Source organism: Marinobacter sp. B-12 (assembly GCF_056857915.1).
Window position 1 is genome coordinate 339,548 of the sequence record NZ_JBSXOB010000057.1, and the last position, 14,320, is coordinate 353,867.

Annotated in this window: 12 protein-coding genes and 2 tRNA genes; 8 read left to right on the forward strand and 6 right to left on the reverse strand. The window is 56.8% G+C overall.

Annotation, left to right across the window (positions count from 1 at the left end; all coding sequences use genetic code 11):
* Positions 1-174: 174 nt before the first annotated feature.
* The 3 genes from AC13D2_RS13160 to AC13D2_RS13170 all read left to right on the forward strand — a co-directional run bounded on the left by AC13D2_RS13160 (position 175) and on the right by AC13D2_RS13170 (position 2,787).
* Complete coding sequence (locus tag AC13D2_RS13160) at positions 175-954, forward strand: CLCA_X family protein (RefSeq protein WP_482938744.1); 780 nt, start codon at positions 175-177, stop codon at positions 952-954.
* 41 nt (positions 955-995) lie between these two features.
* Positions 996-1,766 (forward strand): SDR family oxidoreductase, encoded by a 771-nt coding sequence (locus AC13D2_RS13165; protein ID WP_292047664.1) that lies wholly within the window; start codon positions 996-998, stop codon positions 1,764-1,766.
* 82 nt (positions 1,767-1,848) lie between these two features.
* Complete coding sequence (locus AC13D2_RS13170) at positions 1,849-2,787, forward strand: AEC family transporter (RefSeq protein WP_300499367.1); 939 nt, start codon at positions 1,849-1,851, stop codon at positions 2,785-2,787.
* On the opposite strand, the gene AC13D2_RS13175 is transcribed toward AC13D2_RS13170, so the two are convergent.
* Entirely contained in the window at positions 2,767-3,741 is a 975-nt protein-coding gene (locus tag AC13D2_RS13175) for a zinc ABC transporter substrate-binding protein (RefSeq protein WP_300499370.1), read from the reverse strand. The genes AC13D2_RS13170 and AC13D2_RS13175 overlap by 21 nt on opposite strands.
* 161 nt (positions 3,742-3,902) lie before the next feature.
* Between AC13D2_RS13175 and gltX the strand changes: the two genes are divergently transcribed.
* The 3 genes from gltX to AC13D2_RS13190 all read left to right on the forward strand — a co-directional run bounded on the left by gltX (position 3,903) and on the right by AC13D2_RS13190 (position 5,658).
* Positions 3,903-5,387: a glutamate--tRNA ligase gene (gene gltX, locus AC13D2_RS13180; RefSeq protein ID WP_300499372.1), complete on the forward strand. Its 1,485-nt coding sequence runs from the start codon at positions 3,903-3,905 to the stop codon at positions 5,385-5,387.
* A gap of 112 nt (positions 5,388-5,499) precedes the next feature.
* A tRNA-Ala gene (locus AC13D2_RS13185) sits at positions 5,500-5,575 on the forward strand.
* A 7-nt stretch (positions 5,576-5,582) separates the two neighbouring features.
* A tRNA-Glu gene (locus AC13D2_RS13190) sits at positions 5,583-5,658 on the forward strand.
* Between the two features lie 81 nt (positions 5,659-5,739).
* Here the strand turns inward: AC13D2_RS13190 and AC13D2_RS13195 are convergent.
* Positions 5,740-6,591 carry a 6-pyruvoyl trahydropterin synthase family protein gene (locus AC13D2_RS13195; protein ID WP_292049782.1) on the reverse strand — a complete coding sequence of 284 codons (852 nt, stop codon included), beginning with the start codon at positions 6,589-6,591 and terminating at the stop codon, positions 5,740-5,742.
* 107 nt (positions 6,592-6,698) lie between these two features.
* Between AC13D2_RS13195 and AC13D2_RS13200 the strand changes: the two genes are divergently transcribed.
* A complete protein-coding gene (locus AC13D2_RS13200; protein WP_482938745.1) occupies positions 6,699-7,310 on the forward strand; it encodes a nucleotidyltransferase family protein in 612 nt (203 codons plus the stop codon).
* Here AC13D2_RS13200 and AC13D2_RS13205 read toward each other — a convergent pair.
* The 3 genes from AC13D2_RS13205 to AC13D2_RS13215 form a co-directional block, all read right to left on the reverse strand.
* On the reverse strand, positions 7,293-8,390 hold the full coding sequence (locus tag AC13D2_RS13205) for a response regulator (RefSeq protein ID WP_482938746.1): 1,098 nt from the start codon (positions 8,388-8,390) through the stop codon (positions 7,293-7,295). The two genes, AC13D2_RS13200 and AC13D2_RS13205, sit on opposite strands and share 18 nt — an antisense overlap.
* Before the next feature lie 49 nt (positions 8,391-8,439).
* The gene (locus tag AC13D2_RS13210; RefSeq protein ID WP_292049779.1) at positions 8,440-9,660 is read right to left on the reverse strand and encodes an MORN repeat-containing protein; all 1,221 of its coding nucleotides are present in this window, start codon (positions 9,658-9,660) and stop codon (positions 8,440-8,442) included.
* Between the two features lie 159 nt (positions 9,661-9,819).
* Entirely contained in the window at positions 9,820-10,341 is a 522-nt protein-coding gene (locus AC13D2_RS13215) for a hypothetical protein (protein WP_278367301.1), read from the reverse strand.
* A gap of 98 nt (positions 10,342-10,439) precedes the next feature.
* Here AC13D2_RS13215 and AC13D2_RS13220 point away from each other — a divergent pair, with 98 nt between their 5' ends.
* Entirely contained in the window at positions 10,440-13,364 is a 2,925-nt protein-coding gene (locus AC13D2_RS13220; protein ID WP_300496428.1) for an insulinase family protein, read from the forward strand.
* A gap of 75 nt (positions 13,365-13,439) precedes the next feature.
* On the opposite strand, the gene ppsR is transcribed toward AC13D2_RS13220, so the two are convergent.
* A complete protein-coding gene (gene ppsR / locus AC13D2_RS13225; RefSeq protein WP_300496425.1) occupies positions 13,440-14,255 on the reverse strand; it encodes a posphoenolpyruvate synthetase regulatory kinase/phosphorylase PpsR in 816 nt (271 codons plus the stop codon).
* Positions 14,256-14,320: the final 65 nt, after the last annotated feature.

Genomic DNA, 14,320 nt, shown 5'->3' on the forward strand with positions numbered 1-14,320 from the left:
TTTTGACGTCAGGGGATGTGCGAAAGGTAGTGTAAACACGGATGCCTTGGCTGGGTTCACGAGTCGTTGACGCGGCGATTAATGCGCGCCAGAATACTGTATAAATAATCAGTATCGGGTTGAGAGCATGCTAAATTCGACCTTTCAAATTTCAACCAAACACGTGGAGCCGTCATGACAGGACAAAGCCCGGTATCCTTTGTCGACGTTAGGCGCCGGTTCGAATTCCGCAGCATTGAAGTGGGTCGCTGGGTTACACCGCCTGAACGGGACCGGGCGGCGGGCAGGTTCTATGAGGCTTTGTGCGATCTTATGGTTATCCTCCAGGGCCCGGAACATCTGATTTCGTTGCGTGGATCACTGGGGTTGCAGTACGGGATCGGTGGCCGGCCGGGTGTTGCAGCGCACTACGTCCCAGCAACCCGACAATTGGCGCTGGCAAAGAATGCCGGCGCCGGGAGCCTGGCCCATGAATGGTTTCACGCTTTCGATCATTACATGGGGCATAAGGCGTTCCGCGGCCTGGCGAGTGGCGGCTTTGCGTCCACTGGTTGGCTGGAGAGCGCTGACCAGAAGGAGCATCCCCTCAACAAACGATTGGGGGCCTGTTTTCAGGCCATTTTGCTGAATGAGGATGGCTCCAGCCCCGGCCCGTTGTTTCAGTGCTCGAAGCGGGCGGATACGCAGATGAAGGTGCTTTATTACGCGAGGCCTGAAGAACTCTGTGCTCGGGCATTTGAAGCGTTTGTTGAAGACAGCCAGCCTCAGAACAGCTTTCTGGTCAGGGGCACAGTATACTCCGACGAGGCCAGGGCAGGCCTTTATCCGGAAGGCCATCAACGCCAGCGAATCAACGATGCGTTTGAGTGCTACTTTGTGGCACTGGGTGGAGCACTTTATCGTGAGCATGCTGAAGATGGCCCTGTTGGCCAATCGTTGTCATCAACTTCCTGAGATCATCCACATTTGATCAATAACAAGGACAGGGTTGCCCCATGAACGACTGCATTTTTATCACTGGCGCTGGCGCCGGTATTGGCCGGGAGACCGCCCGTCTTTTTGCCTCCAGGGGATGGTTTGTCGGTGCTGCGGACCGGGATGAGACGGCCCTGATATCGCTTAGGAGTGAGTTGGGGGATGAGCAGTGCAGTACCCACGTCATGGACGTGGCGGACGAGACCTCGGTCAGGCAGGGGCTCGCAGAGTTTGCCAGTCGTACGGAAGGCCAGTTAAGGCTGCTTCACAATAATGCTGGCATTCTGAAGGTTGGGCCGTTCCAGGAGATCAGCTTGGCTGCGCATCGGGCCGTGGTTGAGGTTAACGTGATTGGGCTGATGACGGTTTTGCACGCCGCGTTTCCCTATCTGAAGGCAACGCCAGGCGCCCAGGTGGTGAATATGAGTTCAGCATCTGCCGCCTATGGGATTCCCGATTTCGCGTCCTACTCCGCCAGCAAACACGCGGTACGTGCGATGACCGAGGCCCTGGATATTGAGTGGGAACCACACGATATTCGCGTGTGTGATCTGATGCCTCCGTTCGTGAATACCGGCATGGTGCAGCAGAACGAGCAGGGATCCCGTTTATTTGAACGCCTGGGCGTAAACCTGACTCCGGACGTTGTTGCAGCGCAGGTATGGGCTCAGGTCGAGCAGCCGCGCCTGCATCGACCAATTTCCATGCAGTTTCGGGCATTGTGGCCCATCGCCAAATCCGCGCCGACCTCAGTGACCCGACGAGTGTTGAGCAAACTCTGGCGTCGGTAGTTGCCTTCCGAGCAAGGCGATAGACGGCTATCTTTGATACTCTTTCATACCTTGTCCATGGAGTATTCAGGAGAACTGTGTAATGCCGGTCATGATTCAGGCTCTGTTGCCGGTGTTTGTGTTGATCCTGTTGGGTTATTTTTTCCGGCGCTGGCATTTCCCCGGGGGCGACTTCTGGCCCCAGGCCGAGCGGTTTACCTATTACGTACTTTTCCCGGCGATGTTGATCTTCAAGCTGGGCCAGGCTCAGGTGCCAGCGTCAGCCTACGGCGATATCCTCATCTTGATCGTTGCCATGCTTGCGGCGATGACGGTGTTGCTCATTGCGCTGCAATGGATCTGGCGTTGGCCGGGGCCGGTATTCTCCTCGGTATTTCAGGGCGGTATCCGTTTCAATTCCTACGTTGCCCTGGCAACAGCAGGTATGTTGCTTGGGGATGACGGGCTGTCGTTGATTGCCATTGCCGTGGCAGTGAAAGTACCGTTGCTGAACCTGCTTTGCATCCTGATGTTCTCTGTGGTTGCGGGGTGGAGTGCGGGACGGGGTGCCGGACAGAGTACGGTAAAACTGAAGCCTGTGTTCAAGGCTGTCGTCTCCAATCCACTGATTATTGGGTCGGTGGTTGGGATGTTCTGGAGTTATTTCCAGATTGGCTTCCATCCACTGGTGGCCGGTATTCTCGAGCCATTAAGTGACCTGGCGTTGCCGCTGGGTCTGATGACTGTAGGTGCTGGCCTGCAGCTAAAGGCGTTGCGCGGCGCCTCCATGCCATTCCTGGTGTCCTCGGTGGTAAAGCTGGTAGGTTTTCCGCTGCTTACGGCAGGGTTGGCCCTGCTACTGGGCCTGGAAGGGATGATGGTTCAGGTGGCCATACTGCTGGCTGCGCTGCCAACAGCCACCTCTTCATACATCCTGGCGCGCCAGCTTGGTGGTGACGCGCCCTTGATGGCGGGCATCATCAGTGGCCAGACCTTGCTGGCCATGGTGACTATTCCCCTGCTACTGGGCATCCTCTGGTAAGCACTTGAGCACAGCGTCTGCAAGGCTCTGTTGAAAGGCAATGTAGCCGTCTTGATCGGTTTCAATATCGGTGGCGAGTGGGTCCCAGGTACTGAACGTAATGTCCAGGCCTTCGGTGATTGAGCGCCACCATTGACGGTTGAACTGAGGCTCGGTCAGCAGGCAGGGTTGATTGGCGTTGCGCAGTTTTTCCTGGACTTCTGCGATGTGGCCGGCACCTGGAGACAGTTCCGGGTTCAGCGTCAGAATCCCTTCCAGGTTCAGGTTGTAGTGTCCCACGAAGCGGGTGAATGCGTTGTGGTAGGTGAAAAGGTCGATGTCGCGAACGGGCGTCAGGCGTTGATCGATCGCTGCTTCGGCCTTGGCCATAGCCTGCTCGAAACGCGCCAGATTGTCGTCAAGTACATGGATGTCTGCACCTTCCAGGGTTGCGAGTACCCGGTGAATATCCCGGCCCATCTCAACCGCCAGGGCCGGATCCAGCCAAATGTGCGGATCCTCTCCGGAGCCGTGGTCGTGATGATTGTCGTGAGCGCCCGATTCCTCATGGCCGTCATGGTGGTTGTGATGCCCATGTTCGTCATGGTCACCGTGATCGCTGCCCGACTGCACTTCCGGCACGTTTTCGCCGTGCATGAGTGAATAGGTGCGATCCCGGAACTCGTTTCCGCCGAGCAGCCGTGTCAGGAAGGTTTCCATCTCCGGCCCCACCCAAAAAATGGCGTCAGCAGCTTCCAGTGCTCTGCGTTGTGAGGGTTTCATTGAGTAGTTGTGCGGGCTGGCGCCAGGCTGGACCAGCGTGGTGATTTCCACATCGTCAGCGGCTATGGCTCTCACCAGCAGTTCGATGGGCTTGAGGGAGGTGACAACCTGGGCGCCTGCCAGGGTGCTGGCGGATGCCAGGAGTGTGGCTGCGCCCAATGCGATGACGCCAGTAAAACGGCTAATAATCATGTTACCAAGACTCTGTAAAATTAATGATACGTTATAATATAACAATAAAGGCGATGAATGAAGAGGGCGATCGCCTGACCATGCGAAATCCGGCTGTGGCCGGTATAATGCGTGGCTTTTAATGCATAGCCTTTTTCAGGCTACACCATCAGGATGTTTTCATGACCGTACGTACCCGAATCGCACCGTCTCCCACCGGTGATCCCCACGTTGGCACCGCCTTTGTGGCGCTGTTTAACCTGTGCTTTGCCCGTCAGCACGGTGGCCAGTTCATCCTGCGGATTGAAGACACGGATCAGGTTCGCAGTACGCAGGAGTCCGAACAGGACATTCTGAATGCCTTGCGTTGGCTTGGGTTGGAGTGGGACGAAGGCCCTGATGTAGGTGGCCCCCATGGCCCCTACAGGCAATCAGAGCGGAAGGACTCGTATCGTCAATACGCGCTGGACCTGGTCACCCAGGGCCATGCGTTTTATTGCTTCCGCACACCGGAAGAACTGGATGCCATTCGCGAAGAGCGTAAGGCTCAGGGCCTGAATCCAGGTATCAAGGGCGATCTGGAGCTAACGGAGGAAGAGGTCAAGCGTCGCCTGGATGCTGGTGACCCCTATGTTATCCGGATGAAAGTACCGGAAGACGGCGTTTGTGAAATCGACGATATGCTGCGCGGTACCATCGAAATCGACTGGTCCCAGGTGGACAGTCAAATCCTGCTGAAATCCGACGGCATGCCCACCTACCACCTGGCCAATGTGGTTGATGATCATCTGATGGAAATCACCCACGTGTTGCGTGGGGAAGAGTGGATCAACTCCGCGCCCAAGCACAAATTGCTGTATGAATACTTTGGCTGGGACATGCCGGTACTGTGTCACCTGCCGCTGCTGCGCAACCCGGATAAGAGCAAGCTGTCCAAGCGCAAGAACCCCACCAGCATTAACTTTTACGAACGCATGGGGTTCCTGCCGGAAGCGGTCACCAACTACCTGGGCCGTATGGGCTGGTCCATGCCGGATGAGCGGGAGAAGTTCACCCTGGATGAAATGGTCGAGAACTTCGACATCCAGCGCGTTTCCCTGGGCGGCCCGGTTTTCGACGTGGAAAAGCTGCGCTGGCTTAATGGCCAATGGATTCGTGACGAGCTCAGCGAAGAGCAGTTCGTCGAGCGCATGCGCAACTGGTGGTTCAATGAACAGGCCCTGCGTGACCTGGTGCCCCACATCAAGGGCAGGGCGGAAATCTTCAGCGACGTGGCGCCGATGGCTTCCTTCATGTTCTCTGGGATGCTCAATCTCAAGCCGGAAGATTTTGACCACAACAAGCTCGATGAAGGTCAGGTCAAACGGGTGCTCCAGTTCACCCTGTGGAAACTGGAAGCCCAGCGTCATTGGAGCAAAGAGAATATCTTTGCCGACATCAAGGCCCTGGCCAAGGCCATGGAACTGAAAATGGGCGATTTCATGTTCTCCATCTTCGTCGCTATCGCTGGTAACCCTAACTCCTGGTCAGTCATGGACTCCATGGCCATCCTTGGCCCGGACATGACCCGGTCACGTCTGCGCCATGCTCTTGAGGTGATGGGTGGATTCTCAAAGAAGGAAACCAAGCGAGTGGAAAAAGAATACGCGGCATTGCTGGCGGAATAACCAATCTGTTGAATTAGTAAACGGCCAGCACAGGGATGTTCAAGAAACTGAAAAAACGTTGGAAAAAAGGTTGACGCCCCAAGGGTCGATCCTTAATATACGCAGCCGTTGAGGGGCCATAGCTCAGCTGGGAGAGCGCAACACTGGCAGTGTTGAGGTCAGCGGTTCGATCCCGCTTGGCTCCACCAATTTCTAGTCCCCTTCGTCTAGTGGCCTAGGACTCCGCCCTTTCACGGCGGCAACAGGGGTTCGAACCCCCTAGGGGACGCCAATACGGCTCAACCGGTTTAGTCCACCGGTGAGCCATCAAAAAAACCGCCTTCGGGCGGTTTTTTTGTGTCTGAATAATATGTCAGCGGGACGCAATTGCTCCTTTTCCGACGCCTTCATAGGCCTTGACACGAATGGCGTCCTCCGGAAACTCGGATTTCAACTGCCCGGCAATGTGCGCCGCGATAAGCTCCACTGTGGTATCCGAATCCAGCATATAAACCCGGCTTTCCGGCAATGTCAGCGCAAATTCACCCTGATTGGCCTCGTATTCAAAGGTGACGTACGCCGTGCCATCCTCGGCGACCCGGCGTTGGGTTACATCCTCCTCGGAGCCCACATAGATATCCTGCCACCGCTTGGCCCATTGGTTCTCAAGGTCCCGGTCTCTGTGCTCATTACGGTCAATCCGGATAGGCGAGCGATGCCCGTGCGCAATCCGTTGGCAATTGCCCATGTGTTTTTTCAGGCCGTGGACATAATGGTAGTAGGCCCCTTCAATCACATCTTCACGTAACGCAATGTCCACATTCGTCACGTTTGCCGGCAACACTGCCCGTAATTCCTGCTCCAACAGCCGGGCAACGGCAGAAGGCACTACACGATCAGACGATAGCCACACCACCGCTTCGTCCGGGGACCGGTGAAGAATCTGGGTGCCATCGGTCAGACGCCAGGTGAAGCTGTCTGGCTCATCCTCATTCCACTCAAGCCCTTTGTAGGCTCTTGGGATCACCAGTCGGTGGTCCACGCGCTCGTCGATGACTCGTTTGATGGTGCGTTTGACGTTGCTGAAATCAAACACCATACCTTGATCATCCAGCTCACCACCGAGCACCACATCTACAATCCAGCTTTCACCGACGAGTCCTCTGGAAGCATCCAGGTAGGCGAAATCGATAACCGTCAGATTGTCTACGAAAAGGTGATTCATCGGAGGTGTCCGGCAAGATGAGGTTGATAGATGGGCGGATTCTAGCAAAAATTCGCTAACGCTAGCAGTCTTGCGTGTGGTGCAGGGCTAAAACAAGGAGCAGGTGAGTGGGGCAGGGCAACTCGGATAACCATAATGCGTTTGCTGTGTTGGTTCTGGCTGCGGGCGCTTCGCGCCGAATGGGCTGTGCAAAGGCCCTGTTGCCGGTGGGTTCAGACACGCTGTTGGGCCACGCCATCGTTCAGGCCAAGCTGCTTGGCGGACCTGTCACGGTGGTCGCTGGTGGCTGGTATCCCCTGGTTCGCTATCGTTGCCGGAGCCAACCATCGGCCTGGGTGGTTGCCCGGGATTGGCAGGAAGGGATGTCTGCCTCGCTGAAAACCGGTGTGGCAAGCCTTGGGCCGCGAGTGAAAGGTGTGTTTGTGGTGCTGTTGGACCAACCACTAATCCCGTCGAATGCGATGCTTGCGCTCGCCAAAGTGGCACGAATGACCCCGACCCAGCCCGTCGCTGCCGACCTACAGGGAAAACCGGGGGCGCCGGCTTACATTCCCCGACGTTTATGGCCCGAAATCATGGCCCTCGAAGGGGATAGGGGAGCAGCGGCCGTGCTAGCAAGACATGGCGCGACCCGGTTGGCCATGCCCGGCGCCGGGTCGGACGTGGATGTGCCCGAGGACTGGCGTCGCATCAACGGCGAGTTAGCCGAACAGTCCTGATAGCCAGGCTATGCCCACCGCAAAAATGCCAAGGCTGGCGGCCAGGCCGACAGTGTAAATGCGGGAGGTGGCGGAGCGCTGTTGGGCCACGAACAGGTCAATGGTGCGCTGGGCGATATCTTCAGCGGTTTCCCGGGAGATTTCATGGGCCTGTTGGATAGCCTCAGACTGGAGGGTCTGCCAGAACTCGGTATCGATGGTTTGTACGCTGGTAATGTGATCCTTGAGCTCCGCCATGTGGTTACTGGTGAAGCCGGTATTGCGAGAAAGGTCTTTACGCAGATCCGCCAGTTCCCGGCCCAGGTTCAGGTTGACTTCCGCGGCGACGTCGTCACGCAGGTTGCGAGTGCGCTCTTCGATCATCTCTGTCACCGCGTTCAGGCGTTCCTCAATCGCGGCTTCCTGTTTTTTGCCGGACTCGTCCAACACGCGCTTTAGATGGTCGAATTGCTCGTCGAACAGAGAGCTGAGCAATTCGTGCAAGCGGTTGTTAATGTGGGTTTTTACCGCAGAGCGGGCGATCTGTTCGATCAGGTCGCTGGTCAGGGGCACAACCTGAGGGTCGCCGTTGTTACCTGCCTTTAGCCCATCGTCGGGTTCTGGTGACATTTCCAGGGAAGCATCTGAGGGAAGATCCAGGATGTCGTCGTCCAATTCATTTGACTCAGCATCCAGTTCCGGCGGTTCGGGCAGGTTGCCTTCGGTTACATCACTGCTGAGCTGCTCGAGAACGAGGCTAAGCCCTTCGGTGTGTGGTGGTTTGGTCAGAACGTTGTATACACCAAAGTTGCGGGCTTCTTCCATGAACGACGATGATTTCTTGGAGGTGCACATGATGATGGGGATGGCTGCGGTGTCCGGGTTGCCCTTAATGGCCTTGGTGGCCTCCACACCGTTCATGCCCGGCATAAGGTGATCCATAAATATCACATCGGGACGCTGGTGGGAGCTCAAAAAGTCCAATGCCTCCTCCGCCGAGCCAGCCATGTTCACTTCCATGTCCCGGCCTTCCAGCAGTTTGCTCAGGGCAAATCGAGCCACTTTAGAGTCGTCTACCAGGAGTGCATTCTTGATCGCCATGTCACAACCTCAACCTTTACAGCATGTGTGTTCATTATCGGGCGGGCGTTTACCAGCCTTCAAGTGTCGGGCATTGGGTGGCCCGGTAGCTTTTCTCCCGATAACAAACACCGGGCTCCTTGGTACGGGCGGTAAAGACCTCCCCGGCCGCCGTTGTCAGGCGTACCTGTCCGTAGGGTTCGCCATACCGGAAGGTCGCTTCAATCGAACTGCCATTGGGGTTCAGCAGCAGCCCCTTGCCGTGAAAGGAGCCTTCAATATACTGACCTTCGTATTTTTTTCCATCGGCGAAGACTTCGTTACCGCTCCCATGGAACTCGCCATTGGAGAATTCCCCTTCGTAGTGGCGCCCGTCGGGGTAGGTAAGAGTGCCTTCACCATGGAATTCGTCATCCTTAAAGCCGCCGACGTAGAGCATGCCGTCCGATGTGGTTAGCGAGCCATGCCCGTTGAGCCTGCCCCCTGACCATTGTCCGGTGAGAATGTCGCCATTGGCCATGGTGAGTGTGCCCTTGCCATCAAATTTGCCGTCCACGAAATGCCCCTCATACCTGAGGCCTTCGGCGTCTTCATAAGTGCCATCGCCGGTTTTAACACCGCCAACCCAGGTGCCGTTCCGGAACTTCACCCTCGTATAGGCCTCCAGCTTGCCCATCAGGGTTTTTTCATTGCCGGCGGCGATTGCCACGGTCTGTTGCCAGGGCTTGTAGCCTTCCTTGCTGATGGTGACGTCATATTTGCCCGGGTTCAGCTCCAGGTCCAGCCGTGTGGCGCCATGGTCCTTGCCATTAATGGTGACGTTATCGCCGACGACATTGGAGCGCAGTATCAGCCGCCCGGTGGTAGGAGGCTCCGGAGAATCGCTTCGAGTCTTGGTTTCCGGTATGGGAGACACAGGTTCCGCCATCGCCAGCATCGTGGGGTCTTCCGGCAGATCGGGAATGGAAAAAGGTTCTGCGTTAACACGGCTGGTAGCGGAGGTGGTCCCGGAGCCTTCGCCTGATGGTTCTCCGGATGCCGCCAGGGCATCGGTCTCCAAAGGCAGTTCGAGGTCGTCTTCCCTGGTATTCCGTAGGTACAGTTCGTCCGAGCGCCGTGCGTCCGCTGGGTTGTCGCTGGAAACGCGGGTAACGGTCTCTTTCGTTTCCGGTTCTCCTGCTAGCGGTTCCGTCCCCTCGGAGAGGTCATCGCCGACAGACGCAAAGCCTGCGGTCACCAGAAGCATCAGTGCCAGAGCGTTGACAAACAGGAGGGGCCTGAAATCGACCATGGACAACCTCTCAATTCTGCATTCGTGTGACTGCCAGTGTCCCGCCCGTCTCATTGTCGTTGTTCAGCGGGATTCAGGACTGACACCGCCTCATCTTACCCAGTCGGGGCAATGTTATGTAACACAAAGTCACGGAAGTTCACGAGAATGCAGGACAAATCACACTTTGTCCGGAAGCTGGTCATGGTTGAGCTGTTCCCAGGAGCGCATGTAGACGTCTGCTTCGTAGTCGTAAGGGGATTTGAACGGCGTCAACACAAAATCGAACACCAAAAAAAAGAATCCGATCGATGCCCAGGCGATCACCAGCGTGCTCAGGGTATTGGCCTGAATTTCCGGGTTGGCGTCAACGAACCCTTCAAGTAAGGGGATCAGGTCGGATGCCATGACCACCGGGTTGAAGCTGGAAAGTACAAACGGCACCCAGAAAGCGATGAAAACCGGAAAGAAACCGAAGGACCAGAGCACCCGGCGAATCATATACATGCCGATGGCGCGCCAGTAACGCTGCCTTATTTCCGGAACGCGGCGTATGCGTTCCAGGTAGCGTCGACGTTCGGCCCAATAGGCGGCCACTTCCGGAGCGTGGATGGCGCGGCGATTGCCGGCGGGCTGGTGGGCGGATCTGGCCGCCTTGGGCGCGGTGTCGGGTGTCGGGATGCCATGGGGGTCATTGGTCATGGAGTCGGATGCTGCCTTGTGGCTTCGGGTTAGTGCATGATAATAGAAAGTACGTGTTACCCTACAATCCCCATTTAGTTAAAGACAGGACAGTTTGAATGGCTGCAGTGATCGAAAACACCGTCCATCCGGCCTTTGAAAAGCTTCGCAGTCACCGGATCAGTACGCTGAATGTAACGGTTGAGGAATACCGTCACCGAAAAACCGGTGCCCGCCACTTGCACCTGGCGGCAGACAACGACGAGAACGTGTTTTTTGTGGCCCTGCGAACCTTCCCTATGGACTCCACCGGTGTTGCTCATATCCTGGAGCATACGGCGTTGTGTGGCAGCGAGCGTTTTCCGGTGCGCGATCCGTTTTTCATGATGATTCGCCGGTCCCTGAATACCTTTATGAATGCCTTTACCAGCAGTGACTGGACGGCATACCCCTTCGCCAGTATGAACCGCAAGGATTTCGACAATCTGTTGACGGTTTACCTGGACTCGGTGTTCTTCTCATCCCTGGATCCGCTGGATTTCGCGCAGGAAGGTCACCGCCTCGAATTCGATACGCCAGACGATCCGTCCACCGACCTGGTCTACCGCGGTGTGGTTTACAACGAAATGAAGGGCGCCATGAGCGCACCCACCTCACAGTTGTGGCAGAACCTTTCCAGCCACCTGTTCCCGACCACCACCTATCACTACAACAGCGGCGGTGAGCCGGACCATATTGTGGACCTGAGCTACGACGATTTGCTGCGCTTCTACCGCCATCACTACCATCCCAGCAATGCGATCTTTGCAACCTATGGGGATATTCCGGCCCACGAACATCATGAACGCTTTGAAGAGCTGGCCCTGAAGCGATTTGATCAGCTGGACGTAGAGTTGCCGGTGCGGGATGAGAAGCGGATGTTCTCACCGGTCCGGGTGGATCAGAGCTACGCCGTCAGTGAAGGTGAGGATACCGGCCAGAAGACTCACATCGTGATGGGCTGGCTGCTGGGCCACAGCTTTGACCTGCAGGAGAATCTTGAAGGTCAGTTGTTGGCCAGCGTGTTACTGGAAAACAGTGCGTCGCCCTTGATGCGGGCGCTGGAAACGACCGACATCGGGCAGTCGCCATCCCCCATGTGCGGCCTTGAGGACTCCAACCGTGAAATGACCTTTGTGTGTGGCATTGAGGGCAGTGACCCGGACAAGCAGGGCGACCTTGAAGCGCTGCTGGAACAGACGTTGACCAAGGTGGTGGAAGAGGGCGTCAGCCAGGAGCGCCTTGAAGCCATTCTGCACCAGTTGGAGTTGCACCAGCGCGAGATTGCCGGCGACAGCTTCCCGTATGGCCTGCAACTGATCATGACCGCGATTTCGCCGATGGTCCATGGCGGCGATCCGGTTGAGCTCCTTGATCTGGAGCCGGTGCTGGCGGATATGCGGGAAAAAATCCGTGATCCCCAGTATGTGCCCGGCCTGATCCGCCGCAAGCTGCTGGAAAATCCGCACCGCGTCACCCTGACGCTGCGCCCGGATGACAAGCTGGAAAGCCGTCGTCAGGCGACCATTCGCGATGCCCTTGCCCGTCGCAAGGCTTCGTTAACTGACGAAGAGGTTCGCCAGATTATCGAGCGCGCCCAAGCCCTGGAAGAGCGACAGACACGGAAGGACGACGATTCCATCCTGCCGAAGGTTGACCTGACCGATGTTCCCCTGCAGCTTCCGGAACCCGAGGCACGGTTTGCCGGAGACATGCCTGCGACCATTTATGCCCGTGGCACCAATGGTCTGGTGTACGAGCAGGTGATCCTACCGGTACCGAACCTGACCGAGGAAGAGCTGTTGCTACTGCCGTACTACACCACCCTGATTCCGGAAGTGGGGTGCGGCGAACTGGATTACCTGCAGATGCAGGACCGTATCTCGGCGGAATCCGGTGGTATCAGTGCGTCTTTCTCCGCCAAGGGACAAATTGACGATGTCCAGGATCTTGAGGGTTATATCGTCTTTAATGGCAAGGCGCTGGCTCGAAATCGCGAGGCGTTGACTCGCCTGCTGAATGACGTCTTTAATGGCGCCCGGTTTGATGAGAAGGAGCGGGTGCGCGAGCTGATTGCCCAGATTCGTTCCCGCCGCGAACAGGCGGTTACAGGCAGTGGCCATGCACTGGCCATGGGGGCGGCATCGCAGGGAATCAGTGCGGGTGCGTGGCTGTCGTTCCGTCTTGGTGGTCTGGAAGCTATCCGTGGCGTTAAGTCGCTCGACAAGTCCCTGAGCGATCCTGTTGAGCTCGACAGCTTATGTGAACGGCTTGCAGCACTGCACGAACGTATTCGGAACCAGTCCCGTCAATTCCTGCTGATCGGTGAGGAAGAGCAACTGGATCCAATGTTGACGGAACTGAAGGCTGTTTGGGGTGACTCTGGAGCGGGAGAGGGCGCAGCTTGGAAGCTTGAACCCGTGAGTTACCAAACGCGCCAGGCGTGGCTAACGTCAACCCAGGTGAATTTCTGTGCCAAAGCCTTCAGCACGGTTGCTATCGACCACCCGGACGCAGCGGCACTGACAGTGTTGGGCGGTTTCCTGCGCAACGGCTACCTGCACCGGGCCATTCGTGAAAAGGGCGGCGCCTATGGTGGTGGTGCCGGCCAGGACAGCGTGAACGGCACGTTCCGTTTCTTTTCCTACCGCGATCCCCGGTTGGGCGACACGCTGGAGGATTTTGACAACGCCCTGGACTGGCTTCAGACGGAGCAGCACGATCCTCAGGAACTGGAAGAGTCTATTCTCGGCGTGATCGGGCAACTGGATCGCCCCCGGTCGCCGGCCGGTGCAGCCCGCCATGCCTTCCACAACCGCCTGTTCGGGCGCACACCGGAGCAACGTGCGCGTTTCCGGGAGCGAGTGCTGGCGGTGACTCTGGATGATATGAAGCGGGTCGCCCGCGAGTGGCTGAAGCCGGACAGTGCCAGTGTCGCGGTTGTCACCAGCTTCGAAAATCGTGATACCGCTGAAAAACTGGGGCTGGAAATCCAGGAGCTATAAAGCGCCTGAAAGCACCTCAAAACGGAAGGCCGGCGCTCTTTATGGGAGAGGGCGCCGGCCTTTTTACTATCTGCTCTATCGGTTTCGCTTGAGTCCGGTACTCACCATAATGCGTGTGGAGATTTCCTCCACGGAATACGCGGTCGTGTTGAGGTAAGGGATTCGTTCCCGGCGATACATCAGCTCAATTTCCTCAATTTCATGCATGCACTGCTTCATAGACGAATAACGTGAGTTCGGTCTGCGTTCGTTACGAATGGTGGCCAGCCGTTCCGGCTCGATGGTCAGCCCAAAGATTTTTTCCTTGTGAGGGCGCAGAGCTGCAGGCATCTGCTGGTCGTCCAGGTCTTCCTCGGTGATGGGGTAGTTGGCCGCCTTCACACCATATTGCAAGGCCAGATACAGGCAGGTAGGTGTCTTGCCGCTGCGGGAGGCACCGACGAGAATCAGGTCCGCCTCGTCGTAATGACGGGTGCGGGCGCCGTCATCGTTATCCAGCGCGAAATTGACGGCATGGATGCGCCGCTCGTAACTGCCCCCGTTGTTGATGGCGTGTGACTTGCCAACGGTATAGGAGGACGATGACTGCAGCTCCTGTTCCAGTGGGTTCAGAAAAGTACCAAAGATATCGACCATGAAACCGTTCGCGCCGGCGATCACATGACGGATATCGCTATTAACGATGGTGTCGAAAACCAGCGGCCGCATGCCATCGATCTCCTCCGCTTTATTGATACGCTTGACCATCTCCCGGGCTTTGTCAGCGTCATCAATATATGGCACCGTAATGCGTTCGAATTCGATTTTTTCAAACTGTGCCAGAAGGCTGTGCCCCAAGGCTTCGGCGGTCAGGCCGGTGCCATCGGATATAAAGAATGCGGTTCGTTTCATGGTGTGCGGTCCGGCTCCGTATTTGGCGGCTACCCTAGGTAATTTCCACAGGTTACAGTATCATA